At 35.8% G+C, this 24,122-nt stretch carries 28 protein-coding genes and 1 pseudogene; 17 read left to right on the top strand and 12 right to left on the bottom strand.

The features are described 5' to 3' along the window. The first annotated feature begins 306 nt into the window (after positions 1 to 306). From yutH to thrB, 5 genes are all read left to right on the top strand, one after another. Positions 307 to 1,317 carry a spore coat putative kinase YutH gene (yutH, locus tag FDO66_RS17110; protein WP_141433872.1) on the top strand — a complete coding sequence of 337 codons (1,011 nt, stop codon included), beginning with the start codon at positions 307 to 309 and terminating at the stop codon, positions 1,315 to 1,317. A 337-nt stretch (positions 1,318 to 1,654) separates the two neighbouring features. Further along, positions 1,655 to 2,632 carry a 2-hydroxyacid dehydrogenase gene (locus FDO66_RS17105; RefSeq protein WP_141433871.1) on the top strand — a complete coding sequence of 326 codons (978 nt, stop codon included), beginning with the start codon at positions 1,655 to 1,657 and terminating at the stop codon, positions 2,630 to 2,632. A gap of 232 nt (positions 2,633 to 2,864) precedes the next feature. After that, positions 2,865 to 4,160: a homoserine dehydrogenase gene (locus FDO66_RS17100; RefSeq protein WP_141433870.1), complete on the top strand. Its 1,296-nt coding sequence runs from the start codon at positions 2,865 to 2,867 to the stop codon at positions 4,158 to 4,160. Next, complete coding sequence (gene thrC / locus FDO66_RS17095) at positions 4,160 to 5,221, top strand: threonine synthase (protein ID WP_141433869.1); 1,062 nt, start codon at positions 4,160 to 4,162, stop codon at positions 5,219 to 5,221. Before FDO66_RS17100 ends, thrC begins: the two co-directional genes overlap by 1 nt. Continuing rightward, positions 5,218 to 6,162: a homoserine kinase gene (gene thrB / locus FDO66_RS17090; RefSeq protein WP_141433868.1), complete on the top strand. Its 945-nt coding sequence runs from the start codon at positions 5,218 to 5,220 to the stop codon at positions 6,160 to 6,162. The genes thrC and thrB overlap by 4 nt, the downstream gene beginning before the upstream one ends. Positions 6,163 to 6,234: 72 nt before the next feature. On the opposite strand, the gene FDO66_RS17085 is transcribed toward thrB, so the two are convergent. After that, the gene (locus tag FDO66_RS17085; RefSeq protein WP_141433867.1) at positions 6,235 to 6,471 is read right to left on the bottom strand and encodes a NifU family protein; all 237 of its coding nucleotides are present in this window, start codon (positions 6,469 to 6,471) and stop codon (positions 6,235 to 6,237) included. A 209-nt stretch (positions 6,472 to 6,680) separates the two neighbouring features. Between FDO66_RS17085 and FDO66_RS17080 the strand changes: the two genes are divergently transcribed. Continuing rightward, positions 6,681 to 7,007: a YuzD family protein gene (locus FDO66_RS17080; RefSeq protein ID WP_141433866.1), complete on the top strand. Its 327-nt coding sequence runs from the start codon at positions 6,681 to 6,683 to the stop codon at positions 7,005 to 7,007. Positions 7,008 to 7,045: 38 nt separating this feature from the next. On the opposite strand, the gene FDO66_RS17075 is transcribed toward FDO66_RS17080, so the two are convergent. After that, positions 7,046 to 8,113 (bottom strand): NAD(P)/FAD-dependent oxidoreductase, encoded by a 1,068-nt coding sequence (locus tag FDO66_RS17075; RefSeq protein WP_141433865.1) that lies wholly within the window; start codon positions 8,111 to 8,113, stop codon positions 7,046 to 7,048. 264 nt (positions 8,114 to 8,377) lie between these two features. On the opposite strand from FDO66_RS17075, the gene FDO66_RS17070 reads away from it, so the two are divergent. Further along, positions 8,378 to 8,620, top strand: a complete 243-nt coding sequence (locus FDO66_RS17070) for a YuzB family protein (RefSeq protein ID WP_141433864.1) — start codon at positions 8,378 to 8,380, stop codon at positions 8,618 to 8,620. 98 nt (positions 8,621 to 8,718) lie between these two features. Here the strand turns inward: FDO66_RS17070 and FDO66_RS17065 are convergent, their stop codons facing one another. After that, positions 8,719 to 9,423: a DUF2225 domain-containing protein gene (locus FDO66_RS17065; protein WP_141433863.1), complete on the bottom strand. Its 705-nt coding sequence runs from the start codon at positions 9,421 to 9,423 to the stop codon at positions 8,719 to 8,721. A 219-nt stretch (positions 9,424 to 9,642) separates the two neighbouring features. Here FDO66_RS17065 and FDO66_RS17060 point away from each other — a divergent pair, with 219 nt between their 5' ends. Next, positions 9,643 to 10,005 carry a HesB/IscA family protein gene (locus FDO66_RS17060; RefSeq protein ID WP_141433862.1) on the top strand — a complete coding sequence of 121 codons (363 nt, stop codon included), beginning with the start codon at positions 9,643 to 9,645 and terminating at the stop codon, positions 10,003 to 10,005. A 96-nt stretch (positions 10,006 to 10,101) separates the two neighbouring features. On the opposite strand, the pseudogene FDO66_RS21430 reads toward FDO66_RS17060, so the two are convergent. Next, a pseudogene (locus FDO66_RS21430) lies at positions 10,102 to 10,185 on the bottom strand (hypothetical protein); the annotation flags it as partial. Positions 10,186 to 10,525: 340 nt separating this feature from the next. Between FDO66_RS21430 and FDO66_RS17055 the strand changes: the two are divergent. The 5 genes from FDO66_RS17055 to FDO66_RS17035 all read left to right on the top strand — a co-directional run bounded on the left by FDO66_RS17055 (position 10,526) and on the right by FDO66_RS17035 (position 15,396). Further along, complete coding sequence (locus FDO66_RS17055; RefSeq protein ID WP_141433861.1) at positions 10,526 to 10,960, top strand: helical membrane plugin domain-containing protein; 435 nt, start codon at positions 10,526 to 10,528, stop codon at positions 10,958 to 10,960. Between the two features lie 147 nt (positions 10,961 to 11,107). Beyond that, positions 11,108 to 12,286, top strand: coding sequence for an NAD(P)/FAD-dependent oxidoreductase (locus FDO66_RS17050; RefSeq protein WP_141433860.1), 1,179 nt, complete (start codon positions 11,108 to 11,110; stop codon positions 12,284 to 12,286). Positions 12,287 to 12,879: 593 nt separating this feature from the next. Then, positions 12,880 to 14,097 carry an NAD(P)/FAD-dependent oxidoreductase gene (locus FDO66_RS17045; protein ID WP_395939803.1) on the top strand — a complete coding sequence of 406 codons (1,218 nt, stop codon included), beginning with the start codon at positions 12,880 to 12,882 and terminating at the stop codon, positions 14,095 to 14,097. A 139-nt stretch (positions 14,098 to 14,236) separates the two neighbouring features. After that, on the top strand, positions 14,237 to 14,560 hold the full coding sequence (locus FDO66_RS17040) for a YuiB family protein (protein WP_141433859.1): 324 nt from the start codon (positions 14,237 to 14,239) through the stop codon (positions 14,558 to 14,560). 122 nt (positions 14,561 to 14,682) lie between these two features. After that, on the top strand, positions 14,683 to 15,396 hold the full coding sequence (locus tag FDO66_RS17035; protein WP_141433858.1) for a 3D domain-containing protein: 714 nt from the start codon (positions 14,683 to 14,685) through the stop codon (positions 15,394 to 15,396). Positions 15,397 to 15,511: 115 nt separating this feature from the next. Here the strand turns inward: FDO66_RS17035 and FDO66_RS17030 are convergent, their stop codons facing one another. Continuing rightward, positions 15,512 to 15,985, bottom strand: a complete 474-nt coding sequence (locus FDO66_RS17030) for a divergent PAP2 family protein (protein ID WP_141433857.1) — start codon at positions 15,983 to 15,985, stop codon at positions 15,512 to 15,514. A gap of 155 nt (positions 15,986 to 16,140) precedes the next feature. Here FDO66_RS17030 and FDO66_RS17025 point away from each other — a divergent pair, with 155 nt between their 5' ends. Continuing rightward, the gene (locus tag FDO66_RS17025; protein ID WP_141433856.1) at positions 16,141 to 17,640 is read left to right on the top strand and encodes a leucyl aminopeptidase; all 1,500 of its coding nucleotides are present in this window, start codon (positions 16,141 to 16,143) and stop codon (positions 17,638 to 17,640) included. A gap of 51 nt (positions 17,641 to 17,691) precedes the next feature. On the opposite strand, the gene FDO66_RS20945 is transcribed toward FDO66_RS17025, so the two are convergent. After that, the gene (locus FDO66_RS20945) at positions 17,692 to 17,844 is read right to left on the bottom strand and encodes a hypothetical protein (RefSeq protein ID WP_181444620.1); all 153 of its coding nucleotides are present in this window, start codon (positions 17,842 to 17,844) and stop codon (positions 17,692 to 17,694) included. Positions 17,845 to 18,020: 176 nt separating this feature from the next. Here FDO66_RS20945 and FDO66_RS17020 point away from each other — a divergent pair, with 176 nt between their 5' ends. From FDO66_RS17020 to FDO66_RS17010, 3 genes are all read left to right on the top strand, one after another. Then, on the top strand, positions 18,021 to 18,632 hold the full coding sequence (locus tag FDO66_RS17020; protein ID WP_141433855.1) for a DedA family protein: 612 nt from the start codon (positions 18,021 to 18,023) through the stop codon (positions 18,630 to 18,632). 280 nt (positions 18,633 to 18,912) lie between these two features. Beyond that, positions 18,913 to 20,157: an MFS transporter gene (locus FDO66_RS17015; protein WP_141433854.1), complete on the top strand. Its 1,245-nt coding sequence runs from the start codon at positions 18,913 to 18,915 to the stop codon at positions 20,155 to 20,157. Between the two features lie 84 nt (positions 20,158 to 20,241). Beyond that, the gene (locus FDO66_RS17010; protein ID WP_141433878.1) at positions 20,242 to 20,604 is read left to right on the top strand and encodes a hotdog fold thioesterase; all 363 of its coding nucleotides are present in this window, start codon (positions 20,242 to 20,244) and stop codon (positions 20,602 to 20,604) included. Between the two features lie 174 nt (positions 20,605 to 20,778). Here FDO66_RS17010 and mnhG read toward each other — a convergent pair whose 3' ends face one another. The 6 genes from mnhG to FDO66_RS16980 are packed head-to-tail and all read right to left on the bottom strand — an operon-like array spanning position 20,779 to position 24,120. Then, a complete protein-coding gene (gene mnhG / locus FDO66_RS17005) occupies positions 20,779 to 21,135 on the bottom strand; it encodes a monovalent cation/H(+) antiporter subunit G (protein ID WP_141433853.1) in 357 nt (118 codons plus the stop codon). Continuing rightward, positions 21,116 to 21,403: a Na(+)/H(+) antiporter subunit F1 gene (locus tag FDO66_RS17000; protein WP_141433852.1), complete on the bottom strand. Its 288-nt coding sequence runs from the start codon at positions 21,401 to 21,403 to the stop codon at positions 21,116 to 21,118. Before FDO66_RS17000 ends, mnhG begins: the two co-directional genes overlap by 20 nt. Beyond that, entirely contained in the window at positions 21,403 to 21,879 is a 477-nt protein-coding gene (locus FDO66_RS16995) for a Na+/H+ antiporter subunit E (RefSeq protein WP_141433851.1), read from the bottom strand. Before FDO66_RS16995 ends, FDO66_RS17000 begins: the two co-directional genes overlap by 1 nt. 6 nt (positions 21,880 to 21,885) lie before the next feature. After that, positions 21,886 to 23,367: a Na+/H+ antiporter subunit D gene (locus FDO66_RS16990; RefSeq protein ID WP_141433850.1), complete on the bottom strand. Its 1,482-nt coding sequence runs from the start codon at positions 23,365 to 23,367 to the stop codon at positions 21,886 to 21,888. Further along, positions 23,360 to 23,698, bottom strand: a complete 339-nt coding sequence (locus tag FDO66_RS16985) for a Na(+)/H(+) antiporter subunit C (protein ID WP_141433849.1) — start codon at positions 23,696 to 23,698, stop codon at positions 23,360 to 23,362. The genes FDO66_RS16990 and FDO66_RS16985 overlap by 8 nt, the downstream gene beginning before the upstream one ends. Further along, the gene (locus tag FDO66_RS16980) at positions 23,698 to 24,120 is read right to left on the bottom strand and encodes a Na(+)/H(+) antiporter subunit B (RefSeq protein WP_141433848.1); all 423 of its coding nucleotides are present in this window, start codon (positions 24,118 to 24,120) and stop codon (positions 23,698 to 23,700) included. The genes FDO66_RS16985 and FDO66_RS16980 overlap by 1 nt, the downstream gene beginning before the upstream one ends. Positions 24,121 to 24,122 lie beyond the last annotated feature (2 nt).

The raw sequence follows: 24,122 nt of genomic DNA, 5'->3' as shown, positions 1-24,122 counted from the left end.
ATTTTGGAGACAAGTTGCCTTTTATATGTCTACATTCAAATATAAACAAAAAAAAACGAAAGTTTTTCAGTGGCCTCAGCATAGCGACGAGGAGGCTCGGCACTCGCCCGCGGAAAGCGAAGTGTATTCAGGATGCGGGTTAAATAACAACAATCTATACGAAAAGAGCCTTTATTTTTAATAAATCTTCTACTATATATGTTTGTACCAGTGCTAACTGTTTTTATGTGGTCATTGAAGAAAATTACAAGTTTCTTATCCTATTTCATATAAATGTAATAATTAGTGTAAAAATGAGGTGAGAAAATGCTTCAAACCTTACTTTCAAAGCAGTTTGAAATTCAAGCCGATGAAGAAATTATAATAGGGCGTTATGAAGCTTGTAAACGAAACAATCAATTATATATGCTTGTCCCAATTCATCAGTATGAGGAAGACGATCTTAACGAGCTCGAACGATTCGCTACTCATTTAGTCCAAAAAGGAGATCGTGATATTGTTCAATTTCTTCATACAAAGGATGGAAAACGAGAAACGGAATGGGAAAAAAGAAAGTATTGCATCCTATTTAATAATCAAATTCGCAACCAAGAAAAAGATCGAAGTGGACGAATGCTCGGAAAGTTTCATCATCGAGGTAGATCTATTAATTTTACTGTAACAAGATCGAGCAGGGTTGGTCAGTGGAAGCAGCTTTGGGAAAAAAGATTGGATCAAATGGAGAAAGTTTGGAGCACTATGATTTATCAACAGCCAGAAAATGAATTTGATCGTATGTTTATTGAATCATTTTCCTACTATTTGGGATTAGCTGAAAACTCCATTCAATACCTAATTGATACAGAAATTGATGATGATCCATTACCGATGGATAGTGGGACGATTTGTCATAATCGCTTCTCATCGTCTGCGTGGGGAGAATCGTTTATCATAAAAAATCCATTTGATTGGGTTTTTGACCACAGCAGTAGAGATTTAGCTGAATGGATTAGAGATCGATATTTTCAAAATATGCAGACGTATCATCGAGATATGGCTAAGTTATTAACAGATTATCAAACCATTACTCCTTTAAGCTCTTTTTCGTGGAGATTGTTATATGCAAGAATGGTTTTTCCACTCCATTACTTTGAAAATATTGAGAATTACTATTCAACCAGCTCTGAACAGCAAAAAAATTATTTAGAGGATAAACTAGAAAAATATTTACACCAATCAAGTGAATATGAAAGGTTTTTAAGAGATTTTTTTCAACATGCTGAAGTACCGATAAGAAAAATGAAAATACCCGAATTAGAATGGTTAAAGCGATCTTAATCGTTTTGAAAATTAGATCCTACTGAAGATGGATATGTAAGCTAAACAAGTCGCTTCGGACGTACAGGATGTACTAGTGCCGATGAAGACATAAGGACGTGGCGCTTTTAATCGGCCGCTTTTCATTTATTTCCAGCTCCAGCGCCTAGCCCTTGTGAAAAATAACCTCATGCCTCTAAAAGTAAAAAGCACTTTTTGAGTCATGAGAACATTTTTCTTCAGGGCTGTACAAGTCGCTTCTGCTTTTCTTGTTGTGACGAAATTGAGAATTTATAGTTGTATCTATGATCTATGTTTCTCTTTCCTTTATAATGGACATGAAGATTAAGGAGGGGAAATTTTGAAGCCATCTATTTTTGTAACAAGGAAGCTGCCAGATGAGATCATTGCTCCACTGACGGAAAAATATGAAGTAAACATGTGGGATAAAGAGGATGTACCAGTTCCAGTTGAAACATTGCGAGCCCACGCAAAAAAAGCAGAGGCGCTCTTAACGATGCTCTCTGACCCTATAGATAGAGAAGTCCTAAATAATGCTGAAAATTTAAAAGTCATAGCCAATTTAGCGGTAGGATTTGATAATATAGACATCAAAGCGGCAACGGAAAATGGTATAGCCATATGCAATACTCCTGATATTTTAACAGATTCTACTGCTGATTTGACTTTTGCGCTTCTTATGTCAACAGCACGAAGAATTGTTGAAGCAGCTGAATTCATTAAAAATGGGGAATGGAAAAGCTGGAGTCCCTTGTTGCTAGCTGGACATGATATTCATCATAAAACAATTGGGATAGTTGGAATGGGAAGTATTGGTCAGGCAGTTGCAAAAAGAGCAGCTGGTTTTGAGATGAATATTCTCTATCATAATCGATCCCGAAAACTAGAAGCAGAAAAACAGCTTGGTGCTGTATATTGCACGTTCGAGGAGCTTGTTATTAAATCTGATTTTATTGTATGCCTTACCCCATTAACAGAACAAACGAGAAATTTATTCTCACGTGACGTATTCAAGAAAATGAAAAAAACAGCGATCTTTATTAATGCTTCTCGTGGAGCTGTTGTAGATGAAAATGCACTATACGATGCCTTAGTTGAAGGAGAAATTGCTGCAGCAGGGTTAGATGTTTTTGTAAAAGAACCAATTGATGTAGATCATCCGCTGTTAAACCTGTCTAATGTTGTTGCAATTCCTCATATTGGGAGTGCAAGCATGGCAACTCGTTTAGGCATGATGAAGCTGTGTGTGGAAAATATTCAGGCAGTATTGTCTGATAAAGAGCCAACAACACTTGTAAATAAATTAAATGTTTAAAGGATAACAATGATTTTTCAGGTGAACTCGTTTCAGCTTACTGGAGCGAGTTCATTAGGTCATACATATTAAATTATAAAAATTAGGAAAAACAAGTGATTGTATTGGGTTAAGCGTTTTCTTAATAAAATTAATGAAATAAACCCTTGTAAAAAATAGCATCTATTACTATAATGTCTACTAGAAGAAGACAAATGTTCATTTATAGAGAACATCATTTGGAGGGAAATCAATGGAGGCAATTTCAATTGGATTGCTTGGACTTGGAACAGTAGGTTCAGGCGTTGTAAAAATTATCGAGAATCACCAAGATAAGCTTATGCATCAAGTTGGATGTCCAGTAAAAGTGAAGAAAATTCTCGTTAATAATAAAAATAAAAAGAGAGATGTCGAAATTGATGAAGCGATTTTGACAACAGATCCTGAAGATATTATAAGTGATCCTGAAATTGATGTTGTAATTGAAGTAATGGGTGGCATTGAAAGCACTAAAACTCAAATTCTCAAAGCACTTTATAATAAAAAGCATGTCGTAACAGCTAACAAGGATTTAATGGCTATACATGGTTCAGAACTTTTAAAAGTCGCTTCTGAAAATGGATGCGACTTATTTTTTGAAGCGAGTGTTGCAGGGGGAATTCCTGTCTTAAGAGGACTTGTTGATGGATTAGCATCAGATCAAATTGTGAAAATTATGGGAATTGTGAACGGGACAACGAATTATATATTAACAAAAATGAGCAACTTTGGAAGCCCATATGAAGCGGTGCTAAAGGAAGCTCAAGAGCTAGGCTATGCTGAAGCAGACCCAACATCTGATGTGGAAGGGTTAGATGCAGCTAGAAAAATGGCGATTTTATCCACACTTGGTTTTTCCATGAATATTGATTTAGAGGATGTAAAGGTAAAAGGAATTAGCCAAATTACAGAAGAGGATATTCGTTATGGAAAACAGCTTGGTTACACGATGAAGCTCATCGGAATTGCTGATCGAGTTGATCAAAAGGTAGAAGTAAGTGTGCAGCCTACCTTAATTTCAGATTCACACCCTCTTGCATCTGTAAACGATGTATATAATGCTGTGTTTATTTATGGAGAAGCCGTTGGAGAAACGATGTTTTATGGTCCTGGGGCAGGTAGTCTTCCTACTGCAACTGCTGTCGTATCGGACTTAGTCGGAATCATGAAAAATATGCGTCTAGGTGTTAACGGTCAAAGTGCAGTAACACCTCAATATGAAAAAAAATTAAAAGATCCATCTGAGATCTACTCTAAATATTTTTTAAGATTGCAGGTTAAAGATGAAGTAGGTGTTTTTGCAGAAATCACTTCAATTTTCTCTAAACATGGTGTAAGCTTTGAGAAGATTCTTCAGTTACCTGTGAAGGAAAAAGGTCTTGCGGAAATTGTATTAGTTACGCACGCCGCTTCCTTGCAAGATTATGAAGATGTATTACAAAATTTAGAAGAAATAAATACGGTAAAAACCGTTAAAAGCTCTTATAGAGTTGAAGGAGGAACAAAATAATGAGATGGGAAGGCTTATTAGCTGAATATAAGGATTATCTTCCAATTAATGATTCAACCCCTATGTTGACACTAAACGAAGGAAATACGCCTTTAATAAAGCTAGAAAATCTTTCAAAGGAATTAGGAATAGAGCTTTATGTGAAAACAGAAGGCGCTAACCCAACAGGATCTTTTAAAGACCGCGGAATGGTTATGGCCGTTGCGAAGGCAAAAGAAGCTGGAAGTAAAACGGTTATCTGTGCATCAACGGGAAATACATCAGCAGCGGCAGCGGCATATGCAGCACGAGCAGGCTTGAAATGTATCGTTGTTATTCCTGAAGGGAAAATTGCAATGGGTAAGCTTGCTCAAGCTGTTATGTATGGTGCTGACATCATTTCAATTGAAGGAAACTTCGATCAAGCTTTAAAAATGGTACGAGAAATTAGCGAAACAGAACCGATTACGCTAGTAAATTCAGTCAATCCATATCGCCTTGAAGGTCAAAAAACAGCTGCTTTTGAAATATGTGACCAGCTTGGTTCAGCACCAGATATTTTAGCGATTCCAGTAGGGAATGCAGGAAATATTAGTGCGTATTGGAAAGGTTTTAAAGAATACAATGAAGCTAAGCAAACAGGACTTCCAAAAATGCATGGCTTTGAAGCAGCAGGAGCGGCTGCCATTGTTCATAATAAAGTATTTGAAAATCCAGAAACAATAGCAACAGCAATCCGCATTGGAAATCCAGCTAGCTGGGAGCTAGCTGTAAATGCACAAAAAGAATCAAATGGAAAAATTGATGAAGTAACGGATGAAGAAATTATTGCAGCATATCGTAAGCTTGCTGCTACTGAAGGTGTATTCGCAGAACCAGCTTCATGTGCTTCATTAGCGGGTGTCTTTAAGCATTTGAAAAATGGAGACATTCAAAAAGGTAGTAAAATCGTAGCGATTCTAACTGGTAATGGCTTGAAGGATCCGAATACAGCAATGGATTGCAGTCCGATTACTCCAGTAAAATTACCGAATGATATCAAGAAAGTAGCTGAGCATATTAAAGGAGCTGTTCATATATGAGCCAAGAAGAAAGGCTCATTATTCAAGTTCCAGCGAGTACAGCAAATGTAGGTCCTGGATTTGACTCTGTTGGACTAGCCCTTAATCTTTATTTAACGATTGAGGTCAATCGATCTACCAATTGGGAAGTGATTCCCATGTGTGAAGAATTAAAGGTCTTTCCACAAGATGAATCAAATTTTATTGTTCAAACAGCCCTTAAAGTGGCTAAAAAATATAATAAAGATCTGCCAAAATGCAGCTTAAAGGTAAAAAGCGATATCCCGCTTGCACGTGGTTTAGGTTCAAGTGCTTCTGCGATAGTTGCAGGCATTGAACTAGCCGACGCTTTGTGTGATTTACAGCTTTCTAAAAAAGATAAGTTTACAATTGCAAGTGAAATTGAAGGCCATCCTGATAATGTAGGAGCTTCCGTATTTGGGGGTCTTGTTGTTGGCTGTCAAACGGAAGAAGAAGTAAACGCAGAGATCTTTTATAATTTATCTTTTGAAATGGTTGCTGTTGTTCCTAATGAAGAGCTTTTAACGAAAAAGTCAAGAAGTGTTTTGCCAACAGAAGTTTCGTTCAAAGAAGCTGTTGCTGCAGGAGCAGTTGCGAATGTATTAATTGCATCTTTATTAAATGGAAACTTCGAATTAGCAGGAAAAATGATGAAGAAGGATCGATATCATCAGCCTTTCCGTAAAAAGCTAGTTCCACATCTACCGATTATTGAAGAAATTGCTCCACAACATGGAGCTTTTGGGGTCGCTTTAAGTGGTGCGGGACCAACTGTCCTTTGCTTCACTCAAGAAGGATTATCTCAGTCCCTAATTTCTGAAATAGAAAAAAAGCTTCCTAATATGTCCTTTATCAGCTTGCAAATTGATAATAAAGGAAGCCAACTATATCATGCTGATGAGATAAACAAAAATGAAAGCTTAAAGGGCATTTTGTCTTAAATTGTCAGTTTAATTTCATAAAAAAAGGTGTTTGATAAAGTTAGCAACTTTTATCAAACACCTTCTTTTTTATTAAAATACTTGTTCTACTTCTAGAATTCCAGGTACTTCTTCTAAAAGTGCGCGTTCAATACCAGCTTTAAGAGTAATGGTTGAACTTGGGCAGCTTCCGCAAGCACCTAATAAACGCAATTTAACAATACCTTCTTCAACATCTATCAATTCGCAATCTCCACCATCTCTTAGGAGAAAGGGGCGCAATTTATCCAACACTTCTTGTACTTGTTCTTTAATATCTTGCTCTGACATGTATTATCTACTCCTTTCGTTAGTCTATATTATATACAGAATGAAATGAAAAAGCCATTGTGAAATATGGTAAGACAATAACTTCAATTTTTAACTAAGCATATTTAAGAGAATAAATGCGTCCAACAAATGATTTTTTATTATATAAGTTCTTTTTCAATATTAATATGTTGTAAAATGAATGTATTAATGAACTTAGGGGGATTTATGTGAATAATAAAAAAATTGAAATCAATGTTTTTGGAGCTGAACAAACCTGCCCAAGTTGTGTGAATCTTCCTTCTTCAAAAGAAACGTGCGATTGGCTTGAAGCAGCTGTCAGCAGAAAATTTCCTAATCAGCCCTTTCAAATCTCTTATATTGATATATTTCAACCTCCTATGGAGGAAGAAAAAAGGAAATTTGCTCAAAGGGTTATAGAGGAGGATCTGTTCTATCCAGTTGTTGTTATTGAAGGGGAAATAGTTGGGGAGGGCAATCCCCGTTTAAAAACAATCTATTCAGAATTAGAAAAATACGGTTATGTAAGTAAATAAGGTGGATTAAGCTCCACCTTATTTACTGTTCCCATTATTTATCCTTTATGGTGTTTATACATCCAGAGAATCCCGGATTTGATCAGTCGTGCAACACGTCCTGTGATAGGTTTATCCGCAACAATACCAAAGCCATGTTTTCTGCCAAGTGATCCAAGTATCCCTTTTAATTTAATTTCAGGTAGAGAGTCAGGAAGTGTTTCCCCGTTCCATCTAGTTAATAGAATTTGAACAATTTGATCCGCCTGACCTTCTGCTAACTGTGCACTTGGAGCTCGGTTTAGGCTTGCACAATCTCCGACTACATAAACATGTTCATCGTTTGGAATGTTATGGTATTTTGTTAAAACAGCTCTTCCTTGTGAATCTTTCTGAATATCTAACTCTCTAATAAGCTTGTTCGGTTGAATCCCAGCGGTCCAAACAATCACATCACAGTAGATAGGTTCTTCATGGTTAAATAAAAGATTTTTTTCAACAGATGTTATATTAGAATTATTAACAATATCAACTCCATGGTTATCAAACCAATTCTCAACATAGGTGCTTAATCGTTTTGGAAAAGCAGATAAAATGTAATTGCCGCGATCAAAAAGCATAATTTTCAAGTCAGATCTACTCTCATTTAATTCTGAAGCTAACTCGACCCCACTTAATCCAGCTCCCACAATTGCAACAATCGATCCAGGTGCTAAATTATTTAAGGCTTGATACGTTTCCCGGGATTTTTCAATTGTTTGGATACTATGTGTGTATTGTTCCGCACCTGAAATATGATGGAAATTATCTTCACACCCCAAGCCGATGACTAAATCATCATAAAGAATGGGTTCTTGGTCCTTAAGATAAACTTTTTGATTTTTTAAATCAATTCCAATAACGTTGCCATATTTAATTGTTAATCGTGGATGGTCTGGAAATGCAACTCTAATATGCTGATCTGATATTGTACCAGCAGCCAATGCGTAATATTCAGTCTTCAAACAATGATAAGGGACCTTATCTATTAACGTAATGGATATATCCTCAGGAAGATGATTTGGCAAGAGGCGTTCTAGAATTCTCATTCCTCCATATCCGCCACCAAGTATAACAAGATTTTTCATATGGAAATGACTCCTTTTACACCATTTTCTTGTTGTAATATGATCTATTTTAAAATAGCAAAAATACTGCTAAAAACGTTTTCAAAATAATGTTATAGTTTAATTTCTCAAATTTAATGGATTAAATACCATAAAAAGTATAACGAAATAAACAGGAAATCACAATTAAAATAAAATGGCTCATCAAGTAGATACTGATTAAACGGTTATCTTGCTAATCAAATAAAAAATAGTTACGATAGTAAAGGTAGAGAGGTGAGGATTTTGATCAAACCAATTATTGAGTTTTGTATAAGTAATTTAGCAAATGGAGCTCAAGCAGCAAGAGAAGTTCTTGAAAAAGATTCTAATTTAGATATTATTGAATACGGTTGTCTAGGATATTGCGGAAAATGTGCTGGATCCTTATATGCATTAGTAAATGGAGAAGTTGTAACAGGTGCAACTGCCGAGGAGCTAGTCACACAAATTTATCAATATTTAGAAGACAATCCGATGTTCTTATAGTTCATTATATGCAAGAGAGGACTGTCAATACCTTCTCTCAGGTATCTTCAGCCATTCATAGTAAATAGGCACTAATTAATATGACTTCACAAGTGAAGCTACAAAGCTTGGTGCCTTTGTATATTTTGTTCATCTCTTATGTCGTGCCACCGATCTTTTGCCATTTCTATGATTCTCGGTTCGTTGGATTGATTTTGTTGTTCGATAATTTTTGAAAAATACCTAATAGATTGCTCTGTTCTTTTGGTTCGCCTCGAAAGCTCCCCAATAAGATAGAGTACTTTTAATTCGGAAACTTGTGTACCTTGATAATCTTCGATCAAGTAAGATTCGAGATATTCTGTTAGAGCGATATTCATAAATCTCAGTTCTTCCTTTTGAAGACCCATTGATCGGTACATCCAAGCTAGCCGTATATACAATCCTGCAACGGTAATATGCTTTTCCTTTTTTAAATTGGCACAATAAGCAGCGAGCTTTAATGTTTTAATAGCATCTTCTATTTTTCTTATTCCCCCAAAATCTTGAGTAACCCAATGACGACAAACTTGATCATATAAAGTATTTTTTGTATTTGGCGGAAAGAAATCTAAAAATGCATTAGAAAATGAATAACCACAGGATGGGCAAATATTAATAAAATAAAAGATTGGATTTAATTCATCAGAAAAATAGGTCGGACAAAAATCAGTATCGTAATGTGATACTTTTATAAAACGAGAACGCATCTTTTTTGTTGAAAAGGTTTGGCAACACAATGGGCATTTGTAGCTCTTATTGTATAGTGGCTGAATATTGGTCATATAGACACCTTCTCTAGAAAAAAGTTGTAAGGATATATAGATAATAAGGATTATTTTATGAATTAATTATACATTAAATTGTGTTAAAAGACCTATTAAAATAGACTTATCTCTAAAAAACAACTGAAACATAGTAATCATAAGCTCATTAGGTTGAGCAAGGATGTGACAATGTATATACTGTAGGTAGAACAAATTATTAATTTAGGAGGCAATTGCATGGAAAATATAGTGGTGATTACAGAAGCAGCTGCTCTTCAGATAAAAGATATGATGAAGCAAAATGAAGAGGAGAGTGCTTTTTTACGTGTAGCTGTTAAAGGCGGCGGTTGTAGCGGTTTATCCTATGGAATGGGTTTCGTACATGAAAAAGAAGAAAATGACGTTCAATTTGAGCAGTATGGAATTAACGTTCTTGTAGCATCAGACGATAAGCCTATTCTTAACGGAACAAAAATTGATTACAAACAATCGATGATGGGTGGAGGTTTTACGATCGATAACCCGAACGCGATTGCTTCTTGCGGCTGTGGTTCATCCTTCCGTACAGCGGCAAATGCTGGTACACCAGAGGAATGTTAATACGGTAAGGCCTATTTTGGGGTTTTACTAATAAGTAAAAAGCACCGGGATTCGGTGCTTTTTATGTTACTTAAATAAGGATGTACTATTCAACGGTTAAACTTTTGCTTTTGGTTCGATATATGCTTTTGCATGGTTAATGGCTGTTGGTGCTTCCTAAAATCCACATGCAATGAGTTTTCACTCCGTATCCCTCCAAAATTAAAATATGCAATTTCTGTTTGTATACCATATGGAAAATGATAAAAATTCTCAATTAATATTAATACCATTATTATAGGAAAAACGCGACAATTCATAATTTTCTAAAGACATTTTTTGCCGATTTTTATACTTGAAAATAAGCTGTAAAAGGCATAATATGAGGGTAGATATATTTGTTAAAGTTTTGTGACGGAATTAGAACATTTTTTTGTCTTAGTTCGTGAAGTAGTTCACAATCTTTTTATTTAAAGTGCATGCCTTGTTTTAAGATAAAACAAATATAAAAGGTATTGCTTATTGTAAAGGAGAATCGGTTATGTCAGAAACAATTACTCAAACTAACATTGAAAATGAAGCACTGACAGCGTCTACCGGCAAAGATCTTTTAGATCAGTTATTAAAGCCTGAAGTACAAGAATCATTAACTGCATTAATTGAACAGCTTCCAAAGCTGACTGAGTTAGTGAATATTTTAACGAAGTCTTATGATTTTGCTCAATCTGTAGCTACTGATGATGTTTTAAAAAGTGATACAGTAGGTGCCATTACTGAAATTTTTGAACCCGTAAAAGAATCAGTTAAAGAAATAGCAGCAAATGCTATTGAAGCGAAAGATCGTGCTGAGCAAAGCAATGAAGCAATTGGATTATTTGGTTTATTAAGATTAATGAAGGATCCGCAAGCTCAAAAACTATTCCGCTTTACTCAAGCGTATTTGCAAATTATGAATGAACGCGAACGTCAAAAGTAATTAGATAGGCAATTTTTTTATTATTAAAGTAGATAAGAGTCTAACTTTAATGTACAAATTGCACGAGCGCCGATACAGTCATAGATCATGACTTTACATAACTAGGCGCCAGACGCTTTTTTAATTGATATGGACGGAGGATGAATTATGTCAAAACATATAGTGATTTTAGGTGCTGGTTATGGTGGACTTTTAACTGCCTTAACAGTTCGAAAATATTTAAGTAAATCTGAAGCTCAGGTTACTGTCGTTAATCAATATCCAACTCATCAAATTATTACTGAATTGCATCGTTTAGCAGCAGGAAGTGTAGCGGAAAAAGCGATAGCTATGCCTCTTGACAAGCTATTAAAAGGTAAAGATGTTGATTTGAAAATTGCAAAGGTTGATTCTTTCTCAGTAGATAAGAAAGAAGTTGTTTTTGCTGACGGTTCAACTTTATCATATGATGCTCTTGTTGTAGCTCTTGGAAGCAAAACAGCTTATTTTGGTATACCAGGTCTTGAGGAAAATAGTATGGTATTAAAATCAGCTGATGATGCAAATAAAATTTATAGACATGTTGAAGATCGTATTCGTGAGTATGCGAAAACAAAAAACGAAGCAGATGCAACAATTCTTATTGGGGGCGGCGGTTTAACTGGGGTCGAACTAGTTGGAGAGCTTGCTGATATCATGCCTAACCTAGCGAAAAGCTATGGGGTCGATCCAAAAGAAATTTCTTTACTACTAGTTGAAGCAGGTCCAAAAATCCTTCCTGTTCTTCCAGATGTATTAATTGAACGTGCACAAACTAGCTTAGAAGCTCGTGGTGTTAAATTCTTAACAGGCCTTCCTGTGACAAATGTTGAAGGAAATGTTGTTGACTTAAAAGATGGTCAAAAGATCGTAACCAATACTTTTGTATGGACAGGCGGCGTACAAGGTCTTCCAATGGTAGGGGAGTCAGGTCTTGAAGTAAATCGTGGTCGTGCTACTGTTAATGATTATCTACAATCTACTTCACATGAAGATGTATTCGTTGCAGGAGATAGTGCAGTTTACTTTGCTCCAGATGGTCGTCCATATCCTCCAACAGCCCAAATTGCGTGGCAAATGGGAGAATTAATCGGATACAATCTTTATGCCTATTTACAAAACAAAGCATTTGAAACATTTAGCCCAGTGAACTCTGGTACGTTAGCAAGCCTTGGACGTAAAGATGCAGTTGCTACTATTGGTGCAAATTCAACTCAGCTTAAAGGATTACCAGCTTCCTTAATGAAAGAAGCTAGTAATGTACGCTATTTAACTCATATTAAAGGTTTATTCAGCTTAGCTTATTAATTTGATGTCATCTTTTCTATAACTAGGAATGAAAAAGGGTAAAACCATTTAGTTTTAACTAGATTGGTTTTACCCTTTTTGTATTTTTTTGCCAGGAGAATGGAAAATGAGATAGACTACACCTTTTTAAATAGGCTGTTTTCTCAAAGTTTGTTGCTTTTGACATAAAAAACATTGGGAGAAACGTTTCGGAGCAGCCTGCATAGACGTAGACTCCTGTGGGAATACGAGAAAGGCGAGACCCCGCAGGAGCGTATGCGACGAGGAGGCTTGACGCTCGCCCACGGAAAGCGAAGTGTATGCAGGCTGCGCGTTTAAAAGTAACAATCTATACGAAAACAGCCATTAAATAAGTACCGCTTTTCATTAATTGTGTCTAAAAAAAAGAATTTATGTAGCAATATTGTTACATAAATTAATCCCAACAGCAAAATGACAATCCTTAATGTAGGAATAAATCTGACTAGAACGGGTATTGTAGAAATGCTGGGAAAAATGGGGGCATAGCTGGGCTTTATAAATGTCTGTGAACAATCTTTTGAGCCCCATTTGAATGATTATTATTCATTTTCAATCAAAAAGGTGGCGTGATAATGTTGAATAAACCAAAAGTGCTTGTATTAGGGGCAGGTTATGGCGGATTAATGACAGTTACTCGATTACAAAAAGCAGTTGATGTAAACGATGTTGAAATTACACTTATTAATAATAATGCTTACCATTATGAAACAACTTGGCTGCATGAAGCATCAGCAGGAACTCTGCATCATGATCGAGCAAGGTATAATATTAATGAAGTAATTGATCGAAATAAAGTCCATTTTGTACAAGCTTCAGCTCTTGAAGTGAAAACAGCTGAGAAAAAGGTTCTATTAGAAAATGGCGAAGTTGATTATGATTATCTTGTGGTCGCGCTAGGGGCAGAGCCAGAAACATTTGGAATTAAAGGACTAAAGGAATATGCATTTTCGATCACGAATATCAATGCGGCTCGTCAAATACGTGAGCATATTGAATACCAATTCGCAACTTATAACATGGAAGATGAGAAACAAGAAGATCGCTTAACCATTGTGGTAGGGGGAGCAGGCTTTACAGGAATCGAGTTTTTAGGAGAATTAATGAATCGAATTCCACAATTATGCAGTGAATATGATATAGATGTTCAAAAAGTAAAGGTTTATTGTGTGGAAGCAGCACCAATGGTACTTCCTGGATTTGATCCTGATTTAGTCAAATATGCGGTTGCTCTTTTAGAGAAAAAGGGCGTAGAATTTTTGATTGGGACGTCCATAAAGGAATGTACTTCAGAAGGGATTTTTGTTGGTAAAGAAGAAAAGGTGGATGAAATAAAAGCAGCGACTGTTATTTGGGCTGCAGGAGTCCGCGGAAATTCGTTGATTGAAAAATCAGGGTTTGAAGCTATGAGAGGGCGAGTGAAGGTACAACCAGACTTAAGAGCGCCTGGACATGAAAATATATTTATAATTGGTGATTGTTCATTAATGATTAATGAGGAAAATAATCGACCGTTCCCTCCAACAGCTCAAATTGCCATGCAGCAAGGAGAAGTATGTGCTAAAAATATAGTCTCACTTATTGATAATAAACCTGAACTAGAATCATTTACACCGGATATAAAAGGAACAGTTTGCTCCTTAGGAGAAGATGATGCCATTGGTGTTGTTTTCGGAAAGAAAATAGTAGGTACAAAAGCATCGTTTATGAAAAAAATGATTGATAATCGTGCTCTCTTCCTAATTGGTGGTCCTACACTCGTTCTGAAAAAGGGCAAAGTAAAATTCTGGTGAAATACATGAGGTTATATAAAAAACTCCGTTATTGGAGTTTTTTTCATGGGATAAAAGTTAAAAATGTAACCATTTTCATTGACTCGAAACCCAGTCATTCCGTACACTTTTAATAATTGGGAAAGGGGGAAGGGATTTTATGCAAATGACTATTTTTGTTTTACCTATTTCCATGCTGCTTTTCTTTGTACTGTTTTTTGGAATCGGTTTTATTTTAAATATGCTCCTGAAAATGTCGTGGATCATGGCAATGATTTATCCTTTTATTGCGATCCTCATTATCGATCGTGTTCGTTTTAGTCAATACTTTATTGATGCTTTAGCCTCTTTTAATGATCTTATAAATCGATTTTCCCATCTAGCTATTGCTGATATCCTCATCATAAGCAGTGGATTTATAGGAGCCATAGCGGCTGGTTTTACTATTAAATTACTTAGAAAAAAAGGCTACTATATGTTTTAATTTTAGATTAAAATTCATTAGAATTAATTTTTAAAAATCTTAATATTCACTCTATTTATCCCTCTTATGAATATTTTTTTATGTGTTTGGACATGAATAGTCATGGGAGGAGTGAAATCTAGATGAATAGAATGAAAGTTTGGACAAAACGTTTGATCATGTTTTTGTTGTTAATAATGGCCTTGCTCACGACTTTCCGCTCGATTACAGGTGTTAAAGCTGCGGAGGAAGGTTCTTACATGAACATGGAGAACATTAAACAGGAATTGAAAAGAGAATTTAATTTTCATCCTTCAATGAAATCAATTGGTTCTGGTTTGAAATATTTAAAAAAAGCAGCAGCAGCGGATACGAAAATTTCTTCTAGTAAAGAAGTATCTGGTGAAATCCCTGTTCTTGAGGATGCCTTTGATTTTTCACAATATCCAACGAAAATGGTGGTAGCGACTGGTTATACTGCAGGCTATGAATCAACGGGAAAGAACCCGGGTGATCCAAGCTTTGGGATTACATATTCTGGTGTAAAGGTTAAAAGGGATTTATATTCAACAGTAGCAGCAGATCTTAGCGTTTTTCCAATAGGCACGATCTTATTTATTCCTGATTATGGATTTGGTGTGGTTGCAGATAAAGGAGGAGCCATAAAAGGGAATCGACTAGATTTGTATTATGAAACGGTAAATGACGTCTACAAGTTTTGGGGGAAAAAAACGCTTGATGTCTATGTTGTAAAAGTGGGAAATGGATCTTTGACAGAGAAAGACCTTCAATTATTAAATGAAGAAAAATCAATGCAGGTATTTCGTCAGCAGTATATAAAAGCAGAAAGAAATTAATTATCGTATTTGATATGAATGTAAAAGTACATTAATATACTTCCATTAAAAAAGAGGCAGATCAAATGGTATTCTTGTAGATCTGCCTCTTTTTCACATTTAAGATTTGTTTATTTTATAAAAAATAATGAAGGGCTAATGTTAGAAAAATTCCTGTTAATCCGCCGAAAAATACTTCAATGGGTTTATGTCCTAACAGTTCTTTTAGCTTTTTTTGTTTTTCTTTTTGTGGTTTCTGCTGCCAAATTTTTGCTTCTACAACAAATCGATTAAATTCAGAAACTAATTCATTCAAGACAATCGCTTGTTCCCCAGCTTGTCTTCTAACTCCAGTTGCATCAAACATCGTTATGATCGCAAATAAAGCGGCTACTGAAAAAATAGGTGAGTCCAGTCCCATGTCCAATGCAACGCCAGTACTTAATGCTGTTACTGCTGCAGAGTGGGAACTAGGCATGCCGCCTGTACTTGTTAATAATGACCAATCAATTTTTCTAGTCGCGATAAATTGAATGGGAACCTTCACAAACTGAGCGAAGAATATCGCGATCAAAGCTGCCCACAACGGGAAATTAGAAAATATCTCCATAATGAAACCACCTTTTTCTTTTGCTTACTTATCATTTTAAAGGAACCTATTTATAATTTACAATGCTATCCTCCTCATAAATAGAATATCATTACAATATCGAAGTATTCCAGTTAATTAGATATAATGAAAGAGTGGAAATAGGAGGTAGCTGCATGTTTTTTGTAGAGGAGAAACTTAATTTTTTAAATAAGCATGAGAGTATGATTATCGGTCTTTTTGATCAACCGCTTAAGTTTGAGGGCTTGCTTGCTGCACTAGATGAGATTTTTGAAGGAACGCTTACTGAGCTTGTAAAGGATGGCGACATTTCAGCAAAATTGAAATACATGGAAAAGGTTCATACATTTAACAAAATCGGGGCAAAGAGAATCTATTTTGTTGGACTTGGAAAAGTGAAGGATTATTCATTTGAACGATTAAAAGAAGCTTTTGGACGAGTCTTTCAATTAATCACAAAAGATGGATTAAAAGAAACAGCAGTTTATTTAGATTCTTTTACAACGGATCATGTAAACCCTCTGGATGCTGCATTTGGATTGAGTGAAGCATTCTCACTATCCACTTACGAACTTGAAACTTATAAGCAAAAATCAGGGCCAGCAAAAAAGATTGAGAAAATAACCGTTTACAGTGAAAAAGAAGAAAAAGAAGAATTGGAAGCCTCATTAGCTGTTGGCTATGCGTATGGAAAAGGAACAAATTCAGCTCGGTCACTTGTGAATTTACCAGGTAATATGCTGACTGCTACTGATTTAGCGAACTATGCAAAAACACTTGGAGAAAAATATGATTTTGAAGTAGAAATTTTGGGAAAAGAAGATTTGCTTAAGCTTGGGATGGGTGCATTCCTCGCTGTCAATCAAGGTTCTTCAGAGCCTCCGAAAATGATTGTGTTGAAATATCAAGGAAAAGAAGAATGGAAGAATGTCATTGGCTTAGTTGGGAAGGGTATTACCTTTGATACTGGCGGCTATTCCATAAAATCGAAATCAGGTATTGTCGGTATGAAAACAGATATGGGCGGAGCAGCAGCAGTGCTTGGTGCCATGGAAATCATTGGTGAAACGAAACCAGAACAAAATGTCGTTGCTGTTATCCCATCTACAGACAATATGATTAGCGGGTCCGCATTTAAGCCTGACGATGTGATTACTTCTTTTAGCGGCAAAACAATTGAAGTGTTAAATACAGATGCAGAAGGAAGATTGGTGCTAGCAGATGCTGTTACGTATGCAAAGCATCATGGGGCGAATTACCTTGTTGATGTAGCCACGCTGACAGGTGGTGTCATCGTCGCGTTAGGAACAGAAACAACTGGTGCGCTAACGAATAACGATACTCTCTTTGAAAAAGTATTAGAGGCATCTTATGAATCAGGAGAGCCTATATGGCGTTTGCCTTTATTTGAAAAAGACAGAGAAAGAGTAAGGAACAGCAAAATTGCCGATCTCAATAATTCTCCTGGCCGAGAAGGTCATATGATTATGGGAGGGGCATTTATTGGCGAATTTGCTGAAAATACTCCTTGGGTTCATTTAGATATTGCAGGGACAGCGACTACGAATAAAAATGGAGATCTAGGACCAGCTGGAGCAACTGGTGTTATGACTCGTACACTAGCTCTTCTTGTTGAAAGGTTTCAAACAATATAAGAATATTTTATGAAACAGATCTATTTATTGTTTAATAGGTCTGTGTTAATATTATCCATTAAATAATGCTGGATTAACTGTAGGAAACGGTCTGATTTGGTAAGGGAAATATGAAGATGGATAATGAATTGGAATGAAGTTATTGATGTGGTAGTTATTTGGGAACGGATAATAATACATAGGATGTCTCGATGAGGTTTTCATTTTATTCTTCCCCCTTTATTTAGAAAAATATATGCAATATCCCTATTTAGTATGTTTTATCCATGAGAATTAATTGAATGATATTCACAAAATTTTCCTTGAATCTATAAGAGAGCTATAATAAAGTATACGTAAATTCATAGAAATGCTTTGTAAAGGGGAAGGAGTTTTTGCAATTGGAATTCGAAATTGTCCTTGAATTAGTCGACAATTATGGTTATCTAGGTCTTTTTTTATGGCTATGGATTGGCGTATTTGGAATTCCAGTTCCAAATGAAGTGATTGTGATGACAGTAGCGATGCTTTCCTCTACAAAAATCATTAATCCCTTTTACACCTTTTTAGTCGTTTATGCTGGAATTGTAGCGGCACTAACAACTTGTTATTCGCTGGGGAAATTTTTAGGGAGACCTTTTCTTTATTATTTTCGCCGTAAAAAAAAATTTACAAAGGGAATCCATTACTCCTTAAAATTAATTGATAAATACCATGCTGCCTCCCTCCTGATCGGTTATTTTATTCCAGGAATTAGAAATCTACTTCCTTTTTTATATGGTTTCAGCAAGCTTTCTTTTAAAACCTTTGCTTTCTTTGCGTACGCTGGTGCACTTATATGGGTAAGTATTGTTTATTCCATTGGCTATCTTTTTGGAGATCATATTGAAGTGATCATATCCTATGGAACAGAGATAATGATTGTATTAGTAGCTGTTTTCATCCTATTCATTTTTTCCTTTTTCATATTAAGAAAAAGAAAAAGAAGAAAAAAAAGATACAACTTAGAATAGCAAAAAACTTTTTGAAAATAATGAAATGAAAAGAATAAATGTCCTTGAAATTGTAAAATAATTCATGTAAGATTAACGTACAAGTGTACGGAAGGGTGAACAAAAGAACAATGAACAGCTAATCCTTTTTTAGAAAATCATTCGTATAAGTACGATATATTTTTTGGATAGGATTAGTCTGTGTATTTTTTATCAAACAAATTTTAACATGCTGTTCTAGGCAGTTTTGTTTGTTTATTTAATACCTCCTATCCGAAAAATGGAAATGGAGGTTTTTTTTATGAATTCAGTCGAAGTGAAATCAAAAGTTTCAATGGGAGCTTTATTTAAAAATCAAGTCGTTCGTACGATATTGCTATCCGTATTTTTTCTGCAAATTGGCATTTGGGTACGAAATTACGCTATTCTCTTGTATGTTATAGAGAAGACAAATGAGAATCCAGTTGCAGTTTCTCTTATTTCTGTTGCGGAATTTGCACCAATTTTTCTATTCTCCTTTATTGGTGGCACATTTGCAGATCGTTGGAAGCCAAAAAGAACGATGATTGGGTGTGACTTATTAAGTGCCCTTTCGATCTTTATCGTCTTATTAACGCTTGTATTTGGCAGCTGGAAGATGGTTTTCTTTGCCACCCTTGTTTCATCGATATTATCTCAATTTTCACAGCCATCTGGCATGAAGCTATTTAAGATCCATGTAGAAGAAGACTTAATACAGTTAGGAATGTCTATGTATCAAACGATTTTTGCTTTGTTTATGATCTTGGGTCCTATTATTGGTACATTAGTTTATCAGCATTATGGTATTATCGTAGCTATTGGAATCATGGGGGTTGCCTTCTTGCTTTCTGCTGCCATCTTGTTCCTTTTACCTCCTGATAAAGAGGTTGAAAAGAAAGAAGTGCAAACGACTTTCTTTGAGGAAATGAAGGCAGGCTTTACGTATGTGTTGAACAAACGATCTCTTATGTTACTTGGTGGCTGTTTCATTGCTGCTGGATTAGCAATTGGTCTTACACAGCCGCTTGCTGTTTTCCTTATTACAGAGCGACTAGAGCTTCAAAAGGAGTTTTTGCAGTGGTTAATGGCGGCGTTCGGAATTGGGATGATTTTAGGTGGCGGAATAACGATGGCAGCCTCTCAAAAAACGTCAGCTCAAATGCTGCTTACAATTGGACTGGGCATCAGTGCATTAGGCTTTCTTGTAATGGGATTATCGACTGGGCTTTGGCTGACATTGGCAGCTCAATTCATTTCAGGACTTGTGATGCCTTGTATTCATATTGGAATTAATACGATGATATTACAAAATACAGAAGAATCTTTTGTTGGACGTGTAAATGGTATATTAACTCCATTATTTATGGGAGCAATGGTTTTGACGATGGCACTAAGTGGATTTTTAAAAGAAACGCTATCCTTAGTAATCATTTATGAACTATCAGCCTTTTTGCTTATTATTGGGATGCTGTTTGTTGTTCCTCTATTAAGAAGGCAGGAAACTGTGCAACAGTCTGAAAATTAATCATGTATAGACATCTGATTTTGAAGGATACCTATCCTTTTAATAAAGATTGGAGTGTAGAGAGTGGGTTTTGAGAATACGTTAATGGAGTCCCTTGGCATTCATGTAACGCATATAGAGAAGGGAAAAGTAATTGCAACGATGCCTGTTGATGAGAGAACAAGACAGCCATTTGGCTATCTCCATGGTGGGGCATCTGTTGCTTTAGCGGAAACGATTGCGAGTGTAGGAGCTTATGAGCTTGTCGATCAAGAGGCAGAAGCAATCGCTGGTCTTGAAATCAATGCCAATCATATTAAAGGAAAGAAAAGTGGCTTTGTAACAGGTCGAGGAGAAATTCTCCATAGAGGAAAAACAACAATGGTCTGGCAGATAAGTATTGTGGACGAAGAAGAAGAGCTTATTTGTATTTCTAGGTGTACTATTGCTATCATAAAAAGAAAATAAAACGTACGAAAAAACCTTGTCGAGTAAGACAAGGTTTTTTAATTGCAAATTATCAAGCTGCTTTTGTTTTTCTTTATTGTCCAGCTCCAGCGCCCAACACCTCGAGGTCATAAGCCACTCCTGAATTGAAGGTAAAGTACACCTTCTATCAGGAGCGACTTATGCTTGTCGGGGCTAAACAGGCCGCTTCCGCTTTTCGTCCTTTAAATCGTCTCTTACGCTGTTTTCCCAGAGCTTTACTCCTGAGTTGTAGGCAGCTCGGCTAATGAGGTGGCCTGCTACAGGAGAGGTTAAAAAGATGAACACGATACCTAATATTAATCGTGAATTAAAGTGTCCTTCTTCCACATAAAAATAAAGAAAAGTACCAAGTAAAATAGACATAACGCCTAAAGTAGCTGCTTTGGAGGCAGCATGATTTCTAGTATAAACATCTGGAAGTCTTATCAATCCAAACGCTGTTACAAGACTTAAAAAGGCTCCAATTAATATAAGGGCAGCTATTATGATTTTAATGATGATTTCGATCACGTTCTATAATTACCCCCTTTTCGATATATTTGGAGAAAGCTACAGTACCGATAAATGCCAATATCCCTAATAGTAAAATAATTTCTAAAAAAGCATGAGTTTTTAATAAAATAGAAACTAGAGCTATTATAATAATCAGATTAATGCCAATGGCATCAAGTGCAATGACTCGATCCGGGATGGAGGGTCCTTTAATGACGCGATAAATTAATCCAATCATGGCAATTGAAACACAAGCTAACGCAATATGTACAATCACTTCAAACATTATCGACTCACCTCCATAATCGCCTTTTCAAATGTATTTTTAATACTATCAATGGAATCCGTTATATCATCAATGTTCATCGCGTGAATATATAAAATTTTATTATCAGGTGAAACATCAACAACCAATGTTCCAGGTGTTAACGTAATAAGATTTGCAAGAATGGTAATTTCCCAATCGTTTGTTAATTTAGTTTGCAGCGCAAATATCCCAGGCTTCATATCCAATTTAGGTTTTAAAATTACCTTTAATACTGCAAAATTAGATAAAATAAGTTCTCTGATAAAGATGAACAAAAGATTAATGACCGCAATGATCCGCAATAAATAAAAACGTGATGGAAAGAAACGTCTAAAAATATAAATGATTAGTAAACCAAAGAAATAGCCTACAAAAAAAGTAACCGGATCATAGGATACTTTTAAAAACATCCAAGTCAAAGCCAGAGCAAAGTTTAATAAAATTTGAAAAGCCATTTTGCATTACTCCTTTAAAACAGCGTCAATATAAATCGATGGATGGATCAATGTTTCAGCCGCTTGTGAGATATATGGATAAATTGCCTCTGTTCCAAGTCCTATAATAATGGACACTGCCACTAAAATAACGGGTGCAATAAGCAGAAATTTGACTGGGATGTTTTTTTCTCCATTAAATGTACGAGGGATTCCCCAAAACCCATTGATGAAAATTTTCATTATGGAATATAAAACAAATAGGCTTGATAACAGTACAACAGATGATCCTATGTAATGTCCTTCGCGAAACCCGCCTTGTGTAATGAGCAGCTTGCCAATAAAACCGCTTAAAGGAGGGATCCCAGCAAGTGAAAGAGCTGCAATAAAAAAGGTCCAAGTGAGCCCAGGATATCCTTTTATTAGTCCACTGATTTTTCTCAGATTGCTCGTACCTGCAATACTTGCAATGATACCAATAAGTAGAAATAGAGCAGCTTTTATCACCATATCGTGTATGAGATAGAAAATAGCACCCATTAAAGATTCTTTAGACATCACGGCTACACCAAATAAAATAACACCAATCGCGATAATGATATTATAAATGATGATCTTTTTTATATCCCAATAAGCTACTGCTCCAATGATGCCAAATATAATAGATAATACAGCCAGGATGAGAAGGATTTTATGGGTATATCCCGTATTATGATAGAAAAATAACGTATAGGTTCTCATAATGGAATAGACGCCAACCTTCGTTAATAGAGCTCCGAACAAAGCTAAAATAGGAGCAGGGGGAGCGTAGTATGATCCAGGCAGCCAAAAAAATAAAGGGAAAATCGCTCCTTTTACGCCGAATACGATGAGAAACAGGATGGCGATAACCGTTATTATACCAGGTTGGCCAGCCTCCGTTATTCGTACAGAAATGTGTGCCATATTTAATGTCCCTACTACAGAATATAAATAAGCAACGGTGATCACAAAAAAGGCAGAAGCAACGACATTCATTAATATATATTTGATGGATTCCTGCAGCTGGATTTTGGTCCCTCCAAGAACAAGAAGAACATATGAAGCCATAAGCATGACCTCAAAAAAGACAAATAGGTTGAAAATATCACCAGTTGAAAAAGCTCCGTTCACTCCAACAATTAGAAATTGAAAAATAGAGTAATAAAAAAATTCCTCTCGTTTTTTATCAATAGACCATAATGAAAAAATGAAACAAGTAAAAGCAATCAAGCTTGTTGTTAAGACAAGCAGGGCTGAGAGTGTATCAGAAACAAGCGTGATGCCAAAGGGAGCCTTCCACCCACCTAAGTCGAGTGTTTGAATGCCATTTTCTTCTACTTTTATAAGCAATAGTATGGAGCTGATCATTGTACAAAGCAATGATAGAGCGGAAAGCCATCGCTGTGCTTTCATTTTTTTAGTAAAAAATATTAATATAATCCCTGTTAATAACGGGATGAGTATCGGTAAAATGATTAAATTAATCATGATGATCTGTTCCTCTCATTTGGTCCATATTATCCGTTCCAAGCTCTTGATAGGCACGATAAGCAAGAACTAAAAAGAAGGAAGTGACACCAAAGCTAATGACGATCGCGGTTAAAATAAGTGCTTGTGGAATAGGGTCAACATACGGTCCATGTTCTCCTAATAGCGGAGATGCTCCTCTTTTTAAACCACCCATCGTTAAGATTAATAAATGGGCTCCATGACTTAATAATCCAGTGCCAATAATAATCCTTAATAAGCTTTTTGATAACATTAAATAAGTGGCTGTCATAAATAAAATGCCGATGACAAATGCCATTAATATTTCCATTATTCATCCTCTCCAATCGTTTGAATAATGGTCATGGTAACGCCAATGACAACAAAATATACACCAGTGTCAAACAGCACGGCTGAATGTAGTGCTGTTTTTCCGAGAATCGGTAGATAGATGTCCGTAAATGCGTGGGTAAGAAAAGGGACATTAAAAATGAGCGAAGCAGTTCCAGTTCCAACCGAAAAAAGTAAACCAATGGCAATCATGTACTGGTAATTAACAGGTAATATCTTATGAACGGTTTTTAGATCAAAGGCTAGTAAGAGGAGAACAATCGCTCCTGAAGTCATTAATCCTCCAATAAATCCCCCTCCTGGATAATAGTGTCCAGAGAAAAAGAGATGGATTGAAAAGAGAATAATGATGAATAGCACAATCTTTGTAATGGTCTGTAAAATAAGATCATTTGTTTTCATCT

It is taken from the genome of Bacillus sp. 03113 (assembly GCF_006546985.1).
Lineage (GTDB): Bacteria > Bacillota > Bacilli > Bacillales > Cytobacillaceae > VATK01.
This window is presented reverse-complemented; position numbering and strand designations above follow the sequence as displayed.

Bases quoted from the DNA above. Each gene is read 5' to 3' on its own strand.
- yutH (WP_141433872.1), top strand. From the start codon at position 307: ATGCTTCAAACCTTACTTTCAAAGCAGTTTGAAATTCAAGCCGATGAA.
- FDO66_RS17100 (WP_141433870.1), top strand. From the start codon at position 2,865: ATGGAGGCAATTTCAATTGGATTGCTTGGACTTGGAACAGTAGGTTCA.
- thrC (WP_141433869.1), top strand. From the start codon at position 4,160: ATGAGATGGGAAGGCTTATTAGCTGAATATAAGGATTATCTTCCAATT.
- thrB (WP_141433868.1), top strand. From the start codon at position 5,218: ATGAGCCAAGAAGAAAGGCTCATTATTCAAGTTCCAGCGAGTACAGCA.
- FDO66_RS17085 (WP_141433867.1), bottom strand. From the start codon at position 6,471: ATGTCAGAGCAAGATATTAAAGAACAAGTACAAGAAGTGTTGGATAAA.
- FDO66_RS17075 (WP_141433865.1), bottom strand. From the start codon at position 8,113: ATGAAAAATCTTGTTATACTTGGTGGCGGATATGGAGGAATGAGAATT.
- FDO66_RS17065 (WP_141433863.1), bottom strand. From the start codon at position 9,423: ATGACCAATATTCAGCCACTATACAATAAGAGCTACAAATGCCCATTG.
- FDO66_RS17060 (WP_141433862.1), top strand. From the start codon at position 9,643: ATGGAAAATATAGTGGTGATTACAGAAGCAGCTGCTCTTCAGATAAAA.
- FDO66_RS17055 (WP_141433861.1), top strand. From the start codon at position 10,526: ATGTCAGAAACAATTACTCAAACTAACATTGAAAATGAAGCACTGACA.
- FDO66_RS17050 (WP_141433860.1), top strand. From the start codon at position 11,108: ATGTCAAAACATATAGTGATTTTAGGTGCTGGTTATGGTGGACTTTTA.
- FDO66_RS17045 (WP_395939803.1), top strand. From the start codon at position 12,880: ATGTTGAATAAACCAAAAGTGCTTGTATTAGGGGCAGGTTATGGCGGA.
- FDO66_RS17040 (WP_141433859.1), top strand. From the start codon at position 14,237: ATGCAAATGACTATTTTTGTTTTACCTATTTCCATGCTGCTTTTCTTT.
- FDO66_RS17035 (WP_141433858.1), top strand. From the start codon at position 14,683: ATGAATAGAATGAAAGTTTGGACAAAACGTTTGATCATGTTTTTGTTG.
- FDO66_RS17030 (WP_141433857.1), bottom strand. From the start codon at position 15,985: ATGGAGATATTTTCTAATTTCCCGTTGTGGGCAGCTTTGATCGCGATA.
- FDO66_RS17025 (WP_141433856.1), top strand. From the start codon at position 16,141: ATGTTTTTTGTAGAGGAGAAACTTAATTTTTTAAATAAGCATGAGAGT.
- FDO66_RS20945 (WP_181444620.1), bottom strand. From the start codon at position 17,844: ATGAAAACCTCATCGAGACATCCTATGTATTATTATCCGTTCCCAAAT.
- FDO66_RS17015 (WP_141433854.1), top strand. From the start codon at position 18,913: ATGAATTCAGTCGAAGTGAAATCAAAAGTTTCAATGGGAGCTTTATTT.
- FDO66_RS17010 (WP_141433878.1), top strand. From the start codon at position 20,242: ATGGAGTCCCTTGGCATTCATGTAACGCATATAGAGAAGGGAAAAGTA.
- FDO66_RS17000 (WP_141433852.1), bottom strand. From the start codon at position 21,403: ATGTTTGAAGTGATTGTACATATTGCGTTAGCTTGTGTTTCAATTGCC.
- FDO66_RS16995 (WP_141433851.1), bottom strand. From the start codon at position 21,879: ATGGCTTTTCAAATTTTATTAAACTTTGCTCTGGCTTTGACTTGGATG.
- FDO66_RS16990 (WP_141433850.1), bottom strand. From the start codon at position 23,367: ATGATTAATTTAATCATTTTACCGATACTCATCCCGTTATTAACAGGG.
- FDO66_RS16985 (WP_141433849.1), bottom strand. From the start codon at position 23,698: ATGGAAATATTAATGGCATTTGTCATCGGCATTTTATTTATGACAGCC.
- FDO66_RS16980 (WP_141433848.1), bottom strand. From the start codon at position 24,120: ATGAAAACAAATGATCTTATTTTACAGACCATTACAAAGATTGTGCTA.